This is a genomic window from Burkholderia sp. lig30 (assembly GCF_000687455.2).
In the GTDB taxonomy this organism is placed as follows: Bacteria; Pseudomonadota; Gammaproteobacteria; order Burkholderiales; family Burkholderiaceae; genus Burkholderia.
In genome coordinates this window covers 122,666-138,669 of record NZ_JGVW01000080.1, presented here as the reverse complement: position 1 = coordinate 138,669, position 16,004 = coordinate 122,666, and the positions used below count along the sequence as shown (strand labels likewise).

The following is a 16,004-nucleotide window of genomic DNA, read 5'->3' as shown; positions in this document are numbered from 1 at the left end:
GCATCCGCACCCGCATCCGCATCCGCATCCGCACCGAGCTGAGCCGTTGCTGCAATGCGGCGACGACACTCGTCCAAACCGCCCGTTGCGTGCGATTCCATTGCCTAGAATCAATCTACGCGCAAGACGGTTCCGGTTGCACGGACGCATCCGCGTTCCCGGCATCGCTTGCGCGTTCGTATCCCGAAACGTCTGGATCGTAGGGGAAATCGTCATGGCGACTTATGTGGTGCTGTCGAACTTCACGGATCAGGGCATCCGCGGCATCAAGAACACCGTGCAACGGGCCGACCAGGTTGCGGAAATGGCCAAGGGGTTCGGCTGCGAGATGAGGGAGGTCTACTGGACGCTGGGCGCGTTCGACATTGTCGCGATCGTCGACGCGCCGAGCGAGCAGAACCTGATGGCGTTCGGCTTCGCGCTTGGCGCATCGGGCAACATCCGCACGCAGACCCTGCGCGCGTTCACGAAGAGCGACGTCGGCACGATCATCGGCCGGCTGCCGTAACGGCATCGCATCACCGCGCTTTCGCACATGCGGTCGCCGCCCGGTGACGCCGGGCCTTCGCCGTCGAAGCGGGTGACGGCGCGATCGCGCTTTCCTGCACACCGCCGGCCAGTCCGGCATTCCTGTCGCGGTGATCACGCGGGCGAAATCGGCGCCCGCGGAAAGGCCTCGAGCGCTTGCCGCTCGCGTGGCGCGACGCGAAGCGGCGATCGTGCGCCGCGGCACCGCAACGCAGGCGCGCCGGCCGCGTGCGTACAGACCCGACTTGCTTTCACCCGCGGACTGACTAAGGTTGAACTATGGTCAAAGGGCCGGAAGAGGGGGCGCCCGTGTCGCGTCGATGCCGCGCGCGCCGCGTCCGCACCGTTCGGCGTGCTGCCTGTATTTCGATACCGAGCAGAGGCGTGTCATGAGCACGGTCGCGCAATTCCATGTCGACTACACGCAGTACCTGGACCCCGACGGCGAGCCGGTTCAGCCGTTGCCCGCGTTCGCGCAGGATGCGTCGGCGCTCCTGCCGCTCTATCGCGCGATGGTGCTGACGCGCGCGTTCGACTCGAAGGCCGTTGCGCTGCAGCGCACCGGCAAGCTCGGTACGTTCGCGTCGTCGGTCGGGCAGGAGGCGATCGGCGTGGGCATCGCGAGCGCGATGCGCGCCGAAGACGCGCTGTTCCCGTCGTATCGCGACCATGCCGCGCAATTGCTGCGCGGCGTCACGATGACGGAAAGCCTGCTGTACTGGGGCGGCGACGAACGCGGCAGCGATTTTCAGGCGGCGCGTCACGATTTTCCGAACTGCGTGCCGATCGGCACGCAGGTGTGCCATGCGGCCGGCGCGGCCTATGCGTTCATGTTGCGCCGCGAACCGCGCGTCGCGGTGACGATCCTCGGCGACGGCGGCACTTCCAAGGGCGACTTCTACGAAGCGATGAACATGGCCGGCGTCTGGCAGGCGCCGCTCGTGCTCGTCGTCAACGACAACCAGTGGGCGATCTCGGTGCCGCGCGCGCACCAGACCGCCGCGCAGACGCTCGCGCAGAAGGCGATCGCGGCGGGCATCGAAGGGCGGCAGGTCGACGGCAACGACGTGGTCGCGGTGCATCAGGTGCTGGCGGAAGCGCTCGACAAGGCGCGCCGCGGCGGCGGCCCGACGCTCGTCGAGGCGCTCAGCTACCGGCTCGGCGACCACACGACGGCCGACGACGCGACCCGCTATCGCGACGCCGATGCCGTCAACCGCGCGTGGGAATGCGAGCCGCTGGTGCGGCTGCGCAAGTACCTGATGCGGATGAACGTCTGGGACAAGGCGCAGGACGCGGAACTCGGCAAGGCCTGCTATGCGCAGGTCGAAGCGGCCGTCGCCGACTATCTGGCGATCGCGCCGCCCGACACGTCGGCGATGTTCGATCACCTGTATGCGAGCCTGCCGCGCGCGATGCGCGAACAGCTCGACATGGCGCTCGCGTTCGCGCCGGCCGCGGGGAATCATCATGGCTGATCTGAATCTGGTCGAGGCGGTCAATCGCGCGCTTGCGTACGCGCTCGCGAACGATCCGGCCGTCGTGCTGCTCGGCGAGGACATCGGCGTCAACGGCGGGGTGTTCCGCGCGACCGTCGATCTGCAGTCGCGCTTCGGCGCGGAGCGGGTGATCGACACGCCGCTCGCGGAGACCGCGATCGCCGGCGCCGCGATCGGCATGGCCGCGATGGGGCTCAGGCCGGTCGCGGAGATCCAGTTCACCGGGTTCATCTATCCGACGCTCGATCACGTCCTCAACCACGCGTCGCGCCTGCGCCACCGGACCCGCGGCCGGCTGTCGTGTCCGCTCGTGATCCGCTCGCCGTGCGGCGGCGGCATTCATGCGCCCGAGCATCACTCCGAAAGCCCGGAGGCGCTGTTTGCGCACATCCCGGGGCTGCGCGTCGTGATGCCGTCGTCGCCGGCGCGCGCGTATGGCCTGTTGCTGGCCGCGATCCGCGATCCGGACCCGGTGATCTTCCTCGAGCCCACGCGCCTGTACCGGCTGTTCCGGCAAGCGGTTGAGGACGACGGCGAGGCGCTGCCGCTCGACAGCTGCTTCACGGTGCGCGACGGCACCGACGTCACGCTGGTGAGCTGGGGCGCGGCGCTGCAGGAGGCGCAGGCGGCGGCCGACCTGCTCGCCAACGAAGGCGTGATGGCCGAGGTGATCGACGTGGCGACGCTCAAGCCGCTCGACATGGACACCATCCTCGCGTCGGTCGCGAAGACCGGGCGCTGCGTGATCGTTCACGAGGCGCCGCGCACGGCGGGCCTCGGCGCGGAAATCGCCGCGACCATCGCGGAGCGCGGGCTCTACACGCTGCTCGCGCCGGTGCAGCGCGTCACCGGCTATGACGTGGTGGTGCCGCTGTTCAGACTCGAAAACCAGTACCTGCCGAGCGTGGCGCGCATCGTCGGCGCGGTCAGGAAGACGCTGGAGGCGTCGTGAAGCCATGAAGATCTTCAAATTGCCCGACCTCGGAGAAGGCCTGCAGGAAGCGGAAATCATCGAATGGCACGTCAACGCGGGCGACGCGATCGAGGCCGACCGGCCGCTGCTGTCGGTCGAGACCGCGAAGGCGATCGTCGACATTCCGTCGCCGCAGTCGGGCCGCATCGAGAAACTGTTCGGCCAGCCGGGCGACATCGTGCACCTCGGCGCGCCGCTGGTCGCATTCGAGGGCGCGGGCGACGACAGCGATGCCGGAACCGTGGTCGGCAAGGTCGAGGTCGGCGCGCGGGTCGTGCAGGAAGCGCCGTCCGCGCTCGGCGCGGGAGCCGGCGGCGCGGGCGCGATCAAGGCGATGCCGGCGGTGCGCGCGCTCGCGCGCAAGCTCGACGTCGATCTGGCGATGGTGACGCCGTCGGGCGCGGACGGCGTCATTACGGCGGCGGACGTGCAGCGGGTCGCCAAGGTGCTCGCCGAGGTCGGGCCGGCCGAAGTGCTGCGCGGCGTGCGGCGCGCGATGGCGCAGAACATGGCGCGCGCGCAGAGCGAAGTCGCGGCGGCGACGGTGATCGACGACGCCGACATCCACGCGTGGCCCGCGCGCACCGACGTGACGATCCGGCTGATCCGCGCGCTGGTCGCCGGATGCCGCGTCGAGCCCGGGCTCAACGCGTGGTACGAGGGGCATACGGGGCGGCGTCACGTCGTCGGCAAAATCGATCTCGGCATCGCGGTCGACCTGCCGGACGGCCTCTTCGTGCCGGTGCTTCGTGACGTCGCGCATCGCGACGCGGCCGACTTGCGCGGCGGCCTCGAGCGGATGCGCGCGGACATCCGCGCGCGCACGATTCCGCCGGAGGAAATGCGCGGCAACACGATCACGCTGTCGAACTTCGGCATGATCGCCGGCAAGTATGCGGCGCCGGTGGTCGTGCCGCCGACCGTCGCGATCCTCGGCGCGGGCCGCATCCACGACGCGGTCGTGCCGGCCGACGGCGTGCCGGCCGTGCACCGGATCCTGCCGCTCAGCCTGACGTTCGACCACCGCGTGGTCACGGGCGGCGAGGCGGCGCGTTTTCTCGCGGCGGTGATCGCGGATCTGCAGATGGCGCAATAGCGCCGTCGCGGATGCGCGTGCGGGATCGCGACTCGCCACGCATGTCGCAATCGAGAGCCGGATCGCCAACGGCAGCTGACCGGCTTTCCGGCGGCCTGGCGATCCGCCAGTCCGGCCGGGCACGGCATCGACGCGCGCGATGCCGTGCCCGTTCGTTTCGGGGCCGCTTACGGCACCATCCCCGGCACGAGATACGCCTGCGCGAGCGTGATCGCGCCGACGATCGCCGCGAACAGCAGGCTGTGCCTGACCGTGAAGCGGAACAGCTCCGACTCCTTGCCGACGAGGCCGGTCGCCGCGCAGGCGACCGCGATCGATTGCGGCGAGATCATCTTCGCGGTGACGCCGCCCGTCGTGTTCGCGGCGACGAGCAGCGTGTCCGACAGCCCGAGCTGGTGGGCCGTCGTCTGCTGCAGCGAGCAGAACAGCGCGTTCGACGACGTGTCCGAGCCGGTCAGGAATACCCCGAGCCAGCCGAGGAACGGCGAGAAGAACGGGAACGCGGCGCCGGTGCCCGCGAGCAGCAGCGCGAGCGTCGACGACATGCCCGAGTAGTTCGCGACGAACGCGAACGCGAGCACGAGGCCGATCGACAGGATCGGGCGCGTCAGTTCCTTGAGCGTCTCGCCGAACGTGACGAGCGCGTCGCGCGGCTTCATCCGCAGCAGCACCATCGACACGAGCGCGGTCACGAGGATCGCGCTGCCGACGGCCGAGATCAGGTCGATCTTGAGCACGGCCTCGTATGCCTTCGGCGTCGCGACGATCGGCGCGGTCTTGATCACGAGCTGGTCGAGCGCCGGCACCTTGAACTTGAGCACGGTCGCCGCGAGCGGGCCGTGCGCGGCGAACAGCGCCTTGAACGGCGCGAGGCTCCAGACCGTGACGATCACCGTCAGCAGCAGGAACGGCGACCACGCGCGCAGCGTCTGCGCGAACGTGTACGGCGATGCCTGCCGGCTCGCCGGTGCCGTGCCGCCGCCCGCCGCGCCGCCGAAGCCCGCGAGCGCGGCTGCGCCGCCCGACGCGACCGTGCCGGCTGCCGCTTGCGCGGCGCCGCGCGGTTGCCACACCTTCAGGAACGCGGCGAGCGACACGAGGCTCACGAGCGACGACGTGATGTCCGGCAGTTCCGGCCCGATGTGGTTCGACGTGAAGTATTGGGTGAGCGCGAAGCTGCCGCCCGCGACGAGCGCCGCCGGCCAGGTCTGGCGCACGCCGCGCAGGCCGTCCATCATGAACACCAGCCAGAACGGCACCGCGAGCGACAGCAGCGGCAACTGGCGGCCGGCCATCGCGCCGATGTGGAACGCATCGATGCCCGTCACCTGCCCGGCGACGATGATCGGAATGCCCATCGCGCCGAACGCGACGGGCGCGGTGTTCGCGATCAGGCACAGCCCGGCCGCATGGAGCGGCCGGAAGCCCAGCCCGACGAGCAGCGCCGCGGTGATCGCCACCGGTGCGCCGAAGCCCGCCGCGCCTTCGAGGAACGCGCCGAACGAGAAGCCGATCAGCAGCATCTGCAGCCGCTGGTCGTCGGTGATCGACAGCACCGACGCGCGGATCACGTCGAACTGACCGGTCTTGACGACGATCTTGTAGAGGAACACCGCCGCGACGATGATCCACGCGATCGGCCAGATGCCGTACGCGAAGCCGTAGCCGGCGGCCGCGAGCGCCTGCGGCACCGGCATCCGGTAAGCGAAGATTGCGACGCCGAGCGACAGCAGCAGCGTGATCGCGGCGGCCACGTGTCCCTTCATCCGCAAACCGGCCAGCGCGATGAAAAAGAAAATCACCGGGATCGCGGCGACGAGCGCCGACAGCCCGAGGCTGCCGAGCGGAATGTAGATCTGATGCCAGGCCTGCATGGTTGTCTCCTCCAGATATGGGTATGGGTACAGGTCGAAATCGTCTTGTCTGTCTTTTCTATTCAGGCTGGCCGCGCGCGCGCAGCAGGTCCGAGAGGCTGCGCGGCGCGGGTTCGAGCGGCGTGCGGTGCCTGGTCCAGCCCATCTGGCTGGCCGGCGCGAGCGCATGCAGCCGGGTGGCGGCCCAGCGAAACGCGCGGTACGCGCGCGGATGCGCGAACGCGCCGCTCCAGAAGCGCCACGCGAGGTCTTCCTGACGGGTGTAGTTCGCGCCCTGGCCGCGCAGCGGATGCGCGACGGCTTCGTCGGGCTTGCGGTTCGCCTCGGTGCGCAGCCGGATCAGCAATTGCGGGATCGGAATCCGCACCGGGCAGACTTCGCCGCATGCGCCGCACAGCGTCGATGCGCTCGGCAGGTCGGCGGTCGCGTCGAGGCCGAGCAGGTGCGGCGAGATGATCTTGCCGATCGGGCCGGGGTAGGTCGTGCCGTACGCGTGGCCGCCGATCCGCGTGTAGACCGGGCAGTGGTTCATGCAGGCGCCGCAACGGATGCATTGCAGCGTCGCGCGCAGCTGCTCGTCCGAATAGGCCTGCGTGCGGCCGTTGTCGAGCAGCACCAGATGCACGTCGCGCGGGCCGTCGCGCTCGCCCGCGCGGCGCGGGCCGGAAATCAGGTTGAAATAGGTGGTGATCGCCTGGCCGGTGGCTGAGCGGGTCAGCAGGCTCGACAGCGGCACGATGTGCTCGAGTTTCGCGACGACCTTCTCGATGCCCATGATCGCGATGTGCGTGTCGGGCACGGTCGTCGACAGGCGGCCGTTGCCCTCGTTCTCGACGAGCCACAGCGTGCCGGTGTCGGCGGCGGCGAAGTTGACGCCCGACAGGCCGATGTCCGCGTCGGCGAACGCGCGGCGCAGCGCGCGCCGCCCCGTCTGGATCAGTTCGTCGACGTCCTCGGTGTAGCGTGCGTCGGGGATGTGCCGCTCGAACAGCTCGGCGATGTCGCCGCGCGTCTTGTGGATCGCGGGCATCACGATGTGTGACGGTTTTTCGCCGGCGAGCTGGACGATGTACTCGCCCATGTCGGACTCGATGCAGTCGATTCCGCGTTCGCCGAGGTAATGGTTCAGCTCGATTTCCTCGCTCGCCATCGACTTGCCCTTGATGATGCTGCGGGCCTGTCTGGCCTGCGCGATGTCGAGCACGATCCGGTTCGCGTCGTCGGCGTTCGCGGCCCAGTGCACGTGCACGCCGGCGGCGGTGAGCTTCGCCTCGAGCTGTTCGAGCAGTTCCGGCAGCCGCGCGAGCGCATGCTGGCGCACCGCTTCGCCGAGGTCGCGCAGTTGCTCCAGTTCGTCGCCGTCGGGGAACTGGATCGCGCGCTTGCCTTGCAGGAAATCCATCGCGCCGCGAAAGCTCCGGCGCAGTTTCGGATCGTCGAGCGCGGCGCGTGCGCGGGTCTTGAAGTCGGCGGGTGGGACGAAATGCAGGGTGTGGTCGCTCATCGTTGCGGGCCCTGTGCGTCGGCCGTGACGATCACCACCCACAGGCGGCGCGGGCCGTGCGCGCCGTAGGCCAGCGTCTGCTGGATGTCGGAGGTCTTGGACGGGCCGGAAACCAGCACCAGGTTGGTCGGCATGCCGGCCTGCCACTGCTCGGCGTGCACCGCCGCGTGCAGGTCGGCGTGCAGCGTGTGCGCGTGCACCAGCGCGACGTGCAGCGGCGGCACGAGCGACACGGTGCGCGGCGTGCCGGCATCGGGCGCGAGCACCAGCGTGCCGGTCGCCGCGATGCCCGAGCGCGCGACGGTGAAGCCGGCGTCGACGGTGTCGAACAGCTCGTGCTTCCACGCGTCGATCGGCTGCGCGAACGACAGTGTGTCGACGGCGGGTGGCAGCGCGCGGGCGAGGGTGGCGGCCTCGGGGCGGGCCGGGTCGAGCAGCAGGCGGCGCACGCCGGCGCCGGCGAGCCGCCCGGCCAGTTGCGCGGGCCAGGACGCGGCGTCCGCGCACCAGACCTCGGCATGCGACGCGGCCAGCGCGGCCTGCATCGACTGCACGAGCGTGGCCGGATCGGCCGGCGTCGCGTCGCGGCGCGCGGCGTAGTGGTGGTCGATCCGCTCGTCGAGCGCGCGCGGATCGACGGCGGCATCGCGCGGCGCGGTGGCGCGCAGCCGTGCGAGGATGGCGTCGCGCGCGCTCATCGGGTTTCTCCGTCGCGTGGTGCCGCGCCGGCGGTGCGGCGCCACAGGAAGCTGGCGAGATGCTCGACCGGCAGCGGCGCGCCGGCCTTCGCCGCTGCGTGGCCGATGTTCAGCAGGCAGCCGCAATCGGCTGAGACGAGCCGGTCGCAGCCGGTCGCGCAGGCCGAGGCGACCTTGTCGCGCACCATCGCGCCGGAGATGTCGGGGTGTTTCAGCGAAAACGTGCCACCGAAGCCGCAGCATTCGGATTCACGTTCGTGTTCGACGCGGGTCACGCCGGGCAGCGCGTCGACGAGCGCGACGCCGTGCGCACGCGTGCCCATTTCGCGGCGGGCCGCGCACGACGTGTGCAGCACGACCCGTTCCTCGGGCTGCGCGGAAGCGGGCGCGGCGTCGAACCGCATCTTCAGCACATGTATGAGGAATTCGCTGAGTTCATAGACCCGTTCGGCGATCGCGCGCGCCTTCGGGCCGTTGTCGGGATCGTCGGCGAACAGCGCGGGCCAATGGTGCCGCATCATGCCGGCGCACGAGCCGGACGGCACGATCACCGGCCACGGCTTGTCGAACAGGTCGAGCTGGGCGGCGGCAACACGACGGGCCTGCCCGGGGTTGCCGCTGCTGTATGCGGGCTGGCCGCAGCAGCTCTGGCCGCGCGGGTAGTGGACCGTCAGTCCTTCGCGTTCCAGCAGCCTGACGGCGTCGAGTCCGGCCTCGGGGACGAACAGGTCGACGAGGCAGGTCGCGAACAGGTAGACCTGCGCGGGCGCCTCGGCCGGGTATTGCCTTTCCTTCATGTCTCGCTCCGTGAGTCGGCGGAGCCCCCAACACGCGGGACGCCGTTTTCGCGCATAATTCCCGCGATGGCCCGGCAGCTCAAATTGGTTGGGCCAATCGACGCGTCGCGTATTCAGGAGACCCCAGCGATGGCAGGCATGACGGCCCGTGGCCGGACCGAGGTGGTGATGCGCAAGATCGAGACGTCGCTGCTCGACGGCTCGTGGCCGGCGGGCGCGCGGCTGCCGGCCGAGCGGGTGCTCGCGGAGCAATACGGCGTCGCCCGCAATACGATCCGCGAGGCGATCCAGCGGCTCGCCGCGCGCGGCCTGCTGCAGAGCCGGCGCGGCGCGGGCGTGTTCGTGACGGATCAGCTGCGCGCCGGCATCGCGTCGCCGTGGGGCCAGCTGGTGGCCGACCACCCGGCGCTGCGCGACGACATCCTCGAATTCCGGCGCGTGCTGGAGGGCGCGACCGCCTATTTCGCGGCGCTGCGCGCCGATGCGAACGACCGCAGGCGCATCCGCGCGCTGCTGCGCGAACTGGAGCACGCGCGCGCCGTCGACGACAAGGCCGCCGAAGCCGGTGCCGACGCGAAGCTGCACGACGCGATCGCGCTCGCGTCGCACAACACGATGTTCCTGCACCTGCATACGAGCGTGATCGGCATGCTGCGGGAGCACATCACGATCAACGGCACCGGGATGCGCGAACAGGACGCCGGCGCGTCGGATCAGCTGCTGATGCAGCATCGCACCGTCTGCGATGCGATTTGCGCACGGCGCCCGGAGGAGGCGCGCACGGCGATGCAGACCCATATCGATTTCGTGCGCAGCCACGTCGAGCGGCGCGGCGAAGAAGCGTGAGATTGGTCGGACCAGCGTGCCGCGCGGGCCGCCTGCCGGGGCGCTCGCGCGCATGCTCGGCGGGCGGCGCCGGGCCGGGCCCGTGCGCCGATACGCGATCGCCGGCCGCTGCGCCGCGATGCCGTGCCGGCGCGACCCTCGGCGGCGCGCCCGCGCGATTGACCGGCTTGTCCGGCGCCACATAGAATCGATCGATGCCTGTCCGCCGCACCGCGACGCGCGCGGCAGTCCTGATTGCCTGTCGAGGAAGCCACGTGCAACCGTCATTCATCCGGTTCGTGCCGGTCGGCCGGCCGTGGCATGCCGCATGCGGCTCGGCGCTGCGGCTGCTGGCGCTGTACGCGCTGCTGCTGCTGCTGGACGCGTGCGCGACGCACCCGCCCGCGACCACGCTCGATCGCCCCGTTTCCCATGCGCTGGCGGCAAGCGTCGCGACGCCGCTGCGGGACGCGCTGGCGGCGCCGGGCGCCGCGCATCCGGGCCAGTCCGGCTTCCGCGTGCTGGCAAGCGGCACCGAGGCGCTGCAGATGCGGATCGCGCTCGCCCGAGCGGCGACGAAGACGCTCGACATGCAGTACTACATCGCCGCCGAGGACACGACGGGCAAGATGCTGCTCGGCGCTGCGCTGTATGCGGCCGACCGGGGCGTGCGCGTGCGGATGCTGGTCGACGACCTGAATTTCCGCGACATCGGCCGCGTGATGGCCGCGCTGGGCGCGCATCCCAACATCGAGATCCGCGTGTTCAATCCGTTCGGCGCGTCGCAGGAGGATGTCCTGCGGCGCACGACCGATTTCTTCACACGGATCGACGGCTTCACGCGGCGGATGCACAACAAGGCGATGATCGCCGACAACCAGCTGACGATCGTCGGCGGCCGCAACCTCGGTGACGAGTATTTCAGCGCAAGCCCGACGCTGCAGTTCCGCGATCTCGACGTGCTCGCGGCCGGCCCCGTGACGCGCGATATTTCCGGGAGCTTCGACGCTTACTGGGCAAGCGGCAGCAGTTATCCGCTGCGGGCGCTGAATCGCCGCGCGTTCGATCCGGGCGAGCTCGACGCGATGCGCAACGCGTTGCGCGAGCACTGGCGCAAGTATGCGGACCCGTACGACGCGAAGCCGCTGAACGCGACGCCGCTCGCGGAGCAGATCGTGCGCGGCGAGCTCGGGCTCGTGTGGGCGCCGGCCGAGTTCAAGGCCGACCTGCCCGACAAGGTCTCGCGGCCCGACGACGGGTACGTGAGCCCGCCGATGCACCGGCTCGCCGAGCTGACCCGCGGCGCGCACGAGGAATTCCTGGCGTTCTCGCCGTATTTCGTGCCGCACGACGCGGGTGTCGAGGTGCTGGGCGCCATGACGCGGCGCGGCGTGCGGGTGGCGATCCTGACGAACTCGCTGGCGGCCACCGACGCGATCGCCGTGCAGGCCGGCTACAGTCCGTATCGCGAGCCGCTGCTGCGGCGCGGCGTCGAACTGTACGAATTCAAGGCACAGCCGCGGCAGCCGCGGCCGCGCCTGTTCGGGTCGCGTTCGCGGGCCAGCCTGCATGCGAAGGCATACGTGATCGACCGGAAGATCCTCGTGATCGGCTCGATGAACCTCGATCCGCGCTCCGTGCACCTGAACACCGAGCTGGCGCTGGTCATTCACAGTCCGGCGCTCGCGCAGGAAGTGGCGGCAATCTTCGAGCAGGTGACTCATCCGGACGACAGCTACCGCGTGCGGCTTGCGCCGCCCCTGGCGCGCGGCACGAACGGCGGCGCATCCGGGCTGGTCTGGGAAGGGAACGACGACGGTGTGCCGTGCACCTACTCGGTCGATCCGCATGCAGGGCTGCTCCGCAACCTGCTGACCGGCCTGTTCATCGTGCTGCCGGTCGACGATCAGCTGTAGCCGGCACCGGGCGGTGCCGAACCCGCAGACTCAGAAGCGATAGCCGATGCCGGCCTGGATCACGTCGGTGTCGCGGTCGTAACGCGTGACGACCCGGTTCCAGGTCACGCGCGTGAGCCAGCGATCCGACAGGCGGTAGCTGGCCGAGATCGACACGATGCCCGAGATGCCGCCGTCGCCGGGGCCGGGCTTGTCGCGGAAATTACGCTGGTTGACCGTCAGGTAGGCGCCCGCGCCCGCCGCCAGCGTGACCTTGTCGTCGAGGAACGCGCGCGTGAGCCAGAGCTGCGACGCGACGCCGTTGCGGCGGATCGACTGCTTCGAGCCTTCGTACATCCACGTGGCCGTCCAGTCGACGTGGCGCAGGAGGCCGCGCCGGTATTCGAGGCTGCCGCCCAGCGCCGACGGCGACGAGCGGCTGTTGAGGATTGTCTCCCCGAGCATCGCGGTCAGTTCGTTTTGCGTGACCTTGCCGGTGCGGGGCTGCGGCGTGTCGCGCGGGCCGGGCGTGTCGGGTGCGTCGAGCTGGTAGCCGACGCCGAACATCAGCGACGTCGTGTTCGGCCCGCTGAAGATCTGCGTGCGATTCAGCTGCAGCTGCGTGACCCAGCGGCTTGACGTGTAATACGCGGCGCGCACGCTCATCAGCACGCCCCAGCCGTGCGAGTTCGAATAGCCGCTGCCGTTCGTGGCCGCGGTGGTGTCGAAGTAGCGGTATGGCCCCGCGCCTGCCGACAGCACGAAGCGGCGGTGCTCGAGCGGCCAGCGTCCCCAGAACTGGACGGCCTGGCCGTCGCGGTGATGGTTCGGAATGTGCCCCTCGTTGTACCAGGTGAAGCCGAGCGCCGTATGCTCGCTCAACCCTTCCTGGTAATCGATCGCCCATGAATAGGTGTGGTCGCCGCCGCCTTCCAGCATGCCCCCGAACAGCGCGAATTCCTGCGCCGACGCGGGCGCGGCGCCGAGCGCGGCGAGCGCCGCGAGGCCGCTCAGCATCGGCCTGACGCGAGCAGGCGAGCGCGGACCGGATGGGAGGAGCGGGTGGGATGTCGAACGGTGTTCCGGCACGGTTCGTGCGTTCTCCGAATGGGGGGCAGCGCCATTTTTACGCGTGAAAGGGTCGGTGTCGAGCCGTCTTTCGGAAAGATCCTATTACAAAGTTTGACCCCAGGCATTTAAATTGCACGGAATCGCGCTTTCGAGCGGAAGCCGTTCAATGGGGGAGGCATGAAAATCAAGGTGATTGCAGCAGACGATCATCCGTTCGTTCTGCTTGGCATCGAAGCGATATTGAAGCAATCAGGCGACCTGGAGCTGGTCGGGCAGGCGGACAACGGCGCGTCGCTCGTCGATTTGCTGCGCGTGACGCGTTGCGATGTGCTGATCTGCGATCTCTCGATGCCGGACGAGTCCGGCGCGCTCGGTGACGGTTTGCCGCTGGTGCGCCGCCTGCTGCGCGAGTGGCCGGAATTGCGCATCGTGATCCTGACGAGCGCGACGAATGCGGCGGTGCTGCACACGCTGATGCGCGAAGGCGTGAAGGGCATCGTCGGCAAGGCCGAGTCGATGGATGTGCTGGTGCCAGCGGTGCGCGAGGTCGCGAGCGGGCGCGTCTATGCGGGCAAGGCGCTCGCGGGCGGCGCGGCTGCGTCGGCGCCGTGCGGGCCGTGGCCGTCGCAGCGGCTTTCGCCGCGCGAGTCCGAAGTGCTGTCGCTGTTCGTCGACGGCCTGTCGGTCGTCGAGATCGCCCGGCGGCTCGGGCGGGACGTGAGGACGGTCAGCCGCCAGAAACGCGATGCGATGGCCAAGCTCGGCGTCAGCAGCGATCCCGGCCTGCTCGTTTTCGTCCACGCGCAGGGGCTCGACTGATGCATGCGGCGACGTAGCGGCCGGATTTTTAGGCAAATTCGTATATGAGTGGCGGCCGAAATCGGCGACGCTGGCGGCTTTCGCCAATCCTTTACACGTTCCATCGTCGTGCGAGATGCAAACCCTTTCCATTGAGTGGCCGGCCGCCGTGCCACGGCCGATTCCGATCCGAGTGATGATCGCCGACGATCATCCGCTGGTGCTGATGGCGCTCGAGCGCGTGATCGATTCCCTGCCCGACGTCGCGCTGGCCGGCTGCGCGGCGTCGATCGCCGAATTGCTCGACGTGAGCGGGCATGCGTCATTCGACGTGCTCCTGATGGGTTTCGAGATGGCGGGCAGCGGTGCGGCCCAGGGGCTCGACGCGCTCGCAGAGGTGCGCGCGAGCCGGCCCGACGCCGCCATCGTCGTGCTGACGGTGAGCGTGGATGCGCAGGTACTGAACGCGGCGCTGGCACGCGGTGCCGTCGCGGTGATCAGCAAGCGCGACCGTGTCGAGCTGATCCACGTCGCGCTCGTTGCCGCCCATGCGCGGGAGCGCTATCTCGGGCCGCGCATCCGCGACGCGCTGTACGAAGGCCTGCCGGGCTCGCCCGCCGAGCAATGGCGCGCGCGGCTGACGCGGCGCGAGTTCGAAGTGTTGCGGTTGTACGCATCCGGCCATGCGATCAGCGATATCGCGCGGCAGACCGAGCGAAGCGTGAAGACGATCAGCGCGCAGAAGTGCCGCGCCATGCGCAAGCTCAACCTGAGCAGCGATGCGGACGTCTATCGCTTCGCGCTGACGAGCGGAATGATCTCCAGCGTCCCGCGCGGGAGCGAGACGTAAGGGGGGCCGTCGCATGTGCGTTCGGCATGCGAGCAGACCCTGACAGCGGCACGCCGGCATGCCCGGCGTGCCGCTGCGATTCAACGAGGCCGCGCGCCGGATCCGATGCAGAGCGGGGCGCGCGAGACCTGACATGACAGCAGAACAAAAGGGGAGCAGTACCGATGGCCGACACTGTGCGGATTGTCGTGGCCGACGATCATCAGGTGATTCTGATGGGCGTCGACGCTTTGTTGGCGGAGGTGGCGCGCTATCGCGTCGTCGCGCGGGCCTCGGACGTGGCGTCGCTTGAACGGGCGCTCGCGCGCGACGCATGCGATGTGCTGGTGACGGACATCGGCATGCCGGGCGTGAATGGCGAAAGCAATGCGGTGCCGTGGCTGCAGCGCTTGTTGACGTCGTCGCGGCGTCCGCGGGTCGTCGTCCTGACGATGCTGGATCAGGGGCGCCCGCTGGCGGGGTTGTTGCAGCTCGGGGTGTCGGCGATCGTCGACAAGCGCGATGCCGCCGGCACGCTGACCGCCGCGATCGACGCGGCCGTGGCGGGGCGCCGCTTCCTGTCGCCGCGCGCGCAACGGGCGGCGGCGGAAATTGACGCGCTGCCGATGGCCCGCGCCGCCGCATTGAGCCCGTGCGAGTGGGAGGTGTTTCGCCGCTACGCGTCGGGGCTCGCGGTCAGCGAGATCGCCGAGCGGTCCGGGCGCAGCGTCAGGACCGTCAGCGCGCAGAAGCGCAGCGCGATGCGCAAGCTGGGGCTCGAAGATGATTTCGACGTGATCTGCTACGCGCGACGCATCGGCCTGACTTGAACGCCGCGGCGCGCACGCAAAAAAAACGCGGCCAACCGGCCGCGTGAATACTCGCAGACTCCTTCGAACGAAGGAAACAAGCAACTGTGTGACGCGTAGTGTAGCGAAATGCGTGGCGCGGATTCATGCGTCCGGCTGCAAAGGTATGTTCTCGGCAACGTCAGGCTGACAGCTTGTCAGGATGGCCGGCGCGCCGCCGAATCGGCGGCGGATCGACTAACATGGCGATACCGCCGCCGCGAGGCGGCGCCCAACGACGTATGAGGAGATTGCATGCTGAAGCTGCGTTTCTTGCCGGTCGCGTTGCTCGCCGGCGTACTGTCCACGGGCAGCGCTTTCGCCGAGACGATTCGCATGACCGCCAGTCTGCAGCCGTCGAGCGAAGTGCCGCCGACCACCAGCAAGGGTTCGGGCGCCGTCGACGCGACGTTCGACACCGCGACCCACACGCTGCAATGGACGGTCACGTACCGGGACCTGAGCGGCCCGGCGACCGCCGCGCATTTCCACGGCCCGGCGCCTGTCGGGCAGAACGCGGGCGCGCAGGTGCCGGTTCCGAAGGACGCGCTGGCGAGCCCGATCAAGGGGGAAAAGGCGCTGACCGACGGGCAGGTAACCGAACTGATGGGCGGCAAGTGGTATTTCAACATCCATACGAAGGCCCATCCGTCCGGCGAGATCCGCGGCCAGGTGCTGCCCGCGGGCTGAGCCGCGGCGTTTGATATAGAGGCTCCCGTCGAGCGGCGCCGGCGCGATCGCACGTACTATCGACACATCTTCGATAAGG

Annotated in this window: 15 protein-coding genes; 10 read left to right on the top strand and 5 right to left on the bottom strand. The window is 69.5% G+C overall.

Annotation, left to right across the window (positions count from 1 at the left end; all coding sequences use genetic code 11):
• Positions 1-214 precede the first annotated feature (214 nt).
• From LIG30_RS14110 to LIG30_RS14095, 4 genes are all read left to right on the top strand, one after another.
• Positions 215-508 carry a GYD domain-containing protein gene (locus LIG30_RS14110; RefSeq protein ID WP_038713187.1) on the top strand — a complete coding sequence of 98 codons (294 nt, stop codon included), beginning with the start codon at positions 215-217 and terminating at the stop codon, positions 506-508.
• Positions 509-917: 409 nt separating this feature from the next.
• Positions 918-2,006, top strand: coding sequence for a pyruvate dehydrogenase (acetyl-transferring) E1 component subunit alpha (gene pdhA, locus LIG30_RS14105; RefSeq protein WP_038713207.1), 1,089 nt, complete (start codon positions 918-920; stop codon positions 2,004-2,006).
• Complete coding sequence (locus LIG30_RS14100) at positions 1,999-2,979, top strand: alpha-ketoacid dehydrogenase subunit beta (protein ID WP_038713185.1); 981 nt, start codon at positions 1,999-2,001, stop codon at positions 2,977-2,979. The genes pdhA and LIG30_RS14100 overlap by 8 nt, the downstream gene beginning before the upstream one ends.
• 4 nt (positions 2,980-2,983) lie before the next feature.
• Entirely contained in the window at positions 2,984-4,096 is a 1,113-nt protein-coding gene (locus LIG30_RS14095) for a dihydrolipoamide acetyltransferase family protein (RefSeq protein WP_038713182.1), read from the top strand.
• Between the two features lie 167 nt (positions 4,097-4,263).
• Here LIG30_RS14095 and LIG30_RS14090 read toward each other — a convergent pair whose 3' ends face one another.
• Genes LIG30_RS14090 through LIG30_RS14075 form a run of 4 tightly spaced genes read right to left on the bottom strand, consistent with a single transcriptional unit; the run spans position 4,264 to position 8,969 of the window.
• Positions 4,264-5,970: a lactate permease LctP family transporter gene (locus tag LIG30_RS14090; protein WP_038713181.1), complete on the bottom strand. Its 1,707-nt coding sequence runs from the start codon at positions 5,968-5,970 to the stop codon at positions 4,264-4,266.
• Positions 5,971-6,028: 58 nt separating this feature from the next.
• Positions 6,029-7,474: a LutB/LldF family L-lactate oxidation iron-sulfur protein gene (locus LIG30_RS14085; RefSeq protein ID WP_038713179.1), complete on the bottom strand. Its 1,446-nt coding sequence runs from the start codon at positions 7,472-7,474 to the stop codon at positions 6,029-6,031.
• Positions 7,471-8,172, bottom strand: coding sequence for a LutC/YkgG family protein (locus LIG30_RS14080; protein WP_038713177.1), 702 nt, complete (start codon positions 8,170-8,172; stop codon positions 7,471-7,473). Before LIG30_RS14080 ends, LIG30_RS14085 begins: the two co-directional genes overlap by 4 nt.
• Positions 8,169-8,969 (bottom strand): (Fe-S)-binding protein, encoded by an 801-nt coding sequence (locus tag LIG30_RS14075; protein ID WP_038713175.1) that lies wholly within the window; start codon positions 8,967-8,969, stop codon positions 8,169-8,171. The genes LIG30_RS14080 and LIG30_RS14075 overlap by 4 nt, the downstream gene beginning before the upstream one ends.
• A gap of 129 nt (positions 8,970-9,098) precedes the next feature.
• On the opposite strand from LIG30_RS14075, the gene LIG30_RS14070 reads away from it, so the two are divergent.
• Positions 9,099-9,815 (top strand): FadR/GntR family transcriptional regulator, encoded by a 717-nt coding sequence (locus LIG30_RS14070; protein ID WP_038713173.1) that lies wholly within the window; start codon positions 9,099-9,101, stop codon positions 9,813-9,815.
• Positions 9,816-10,069: 254 nt separating this feature from the next.
• Positions 10,070-11,710 (top strand): phospholipase D family protein, encoded by a 1,641-nt coding sequence (locus LIG30_RS14065; RefSeq protein ID WP_038713172.1) that lies wholly within the window; start codon positions 10,070-10,072, stop codon positions 11,708-11,710.
• 30 nt (positions 11,711-11,740) lie between these two features.
• Here LIG30_RS14065 and LIG30_RS14060 read toward each other — a convergent pair whose 3' ends face one another.
• Complete coding sequence (locus LIG30_RS14060; protein WP_038713171.1) at positions 11,741-12,706, bottom strand: hypothetical protein; 966 nt, start codon at positions 12,704-12,706, stop codon at positions 11,741-11,743.
• A gap of 231 nt (positions 12,707-12,937) precedes the next feature.
• Here LIG30_RS14060 and LIG30_RS14055 point away from each other — a divergent pair, with 231 nt between their 5' ends.
• The 4 genes from LIG30_RS14055 to LIG30_RS14040 all read left to right on the top strand — a co-directional run bounded on the left by LIG30_RS14055 (position 12,938) and on the right by LIG30_RS14040 (position 15,925).
• Positions 12,938-13,579: a response regulator transcription factor gene (locus LIG30_RS14055; protein ID WP_235510307.1), complete on the top strand. Its 642-nt coding sequence runs from the start codon at positions 12,938-12,940 to the stop codon at positions 13,577-13,579.
• A gap of 175 nt (positions 13,580-13,754) precedes the next feature.
• Entirely contained in the window at positions 13,755-14,408 is a 654-nt protein-coding gene (locus tag LIG30_RS14050; RefSeq protein ID WP_051995023.1) for a response regulator transcription factor, read from the top strand.
• A 164-nt stretch (positions 14,409-14,572) separates the two neighbouring features.
• Positions 14,573-15,217 (top strand): response regulator transcription factor, encoded by a 645-nt coding sequence (locus tag LIG30_RS14045; RefSeq protein ID WP_038713167.1) that lies wholly within the window; start codon positions 14,573-14,575, stop codon positions 15,215-15,217.
• A gap of 273 nt (positions 15,218-15,490) precedes the next feature.
• Complete coding sequence (locus tag LIG30_RS14040; protein WP_038713165.1) at positions 15,491-15,925, top strand: CHRD domain-containing protein; 435 nt, start codon at positions 15,491-15,493, stop codon at positions 15,923-15,925.
• Positions 15,926-16,004: the final 79 nt, after the last annotated feature.

What these genes read in the sequence shown, in the direction of transcription:
- LIG30_RS14060 (WP_038713171.1), bottom strand. Translation starts at nt 12,706, where the DNA reads ATGCTGAGCGGCCTCGCGGCGCTCGCCGCGCTCGGCGCCGCGCCCGCG.
- LIG30_RS14085 (WP_038713179.1), bottom strand. Translation starts at nt 7,474, where the DNA reads ATGAGCGACCACACCCTGCATTTCGTCCCACCCGCCGACTTCAAGACC.
- LIG30_RS14100 (WP_038713185.1), top strand. Translation starts at nt 1,999, where the DNA reads ATGGCTGATCTGAATCTGGTCGAGGCGGTCAATCGCGCGCTTGCGTAC.
- LIG30_RS14055 (WP_235510307.1), top strand. Translation starts at nt 12,938, where the DNA reads ATGAAAATCAAGGTGATTGCAGCAGACGATCATCCGTTCGTTCTGCTT.
- LIG30_RS14050 (WP_051995023.1), top strand. Translation starts at nt 13,755, where the DNA reads ATGATCGCCGACGATCATCCGCTGGTGCTGATGGCGCTCGAGCGCGTG.
- LIG30_RS14090 (WP_038713181.1), bottom strand. Translation starts at nt 5,970, where the DNA reads ATGCAGGCCTGGCATCAGATCTACATTCCGCTCGGCAGCCTCGGGCTG.
- LIG30_RS14080 (WP_038713177.1), bottom strand. Translation starts at nt 8,172, where the DNA reads ATGAGCGCGCGCGACGCCATCCTCGCACGGCTGCGCGCCACCGCGCCG.
- LIG30_RS14045 (WP_038713167.1), top strand. Translation starts at nt 14,573, where the DNA reads ATGGCCGACACTGTGCGGATTGTCGTGGCCGACGATCATCAGGTGATT.
- LIG30_RS14040 (WP_038713165.1), top strand. Translation starts at nt 15,491, where the DNA reads ATGCTGAAGCTGCGTTTCTTGCCGGTCGCGTTGCTCGCCGGCGTACTG.
- LIG30_RS14095 (WP_038713182.1), top strand. Translation starts at nt 2,984, where the DNA reads ATGAAGATCTTCAAATTGCCCGACCTCGGAGAAGGCCTGCAGGAAGCG.
- LIG30_RS14075 (WP_038713175.1), bottom strand. Translation starts at nt 8,969, where the DNA reads ATGAAGGAAAGGCAATACCCGGCCGAGGCGCCCGCGCAGGTCTACCTG.
- pdhA (WP_038713207.1), top strand. Translation starts at nt 918, where the DNA reads ATGAGCACGGTCGCGCAATTCCATGTCGACTACACGCAGTACCTGGAC.
- LIG30_RS14070 (WP_038713173.1), top strand. Translation starts at nt 9,099, where the DNA reads ATGGCAGGCATGACGGCCCGTGGCCGGACCGAGGTGGTGATGCGCAAG.
- LIG30_RS14110 (WP_038713187.1), top strand. Translation starts at nt 215, where the DNA reads ATGGCGACTTATGTGGTGCTGTCGAACTTCACGGATCAGGGCATCCGC.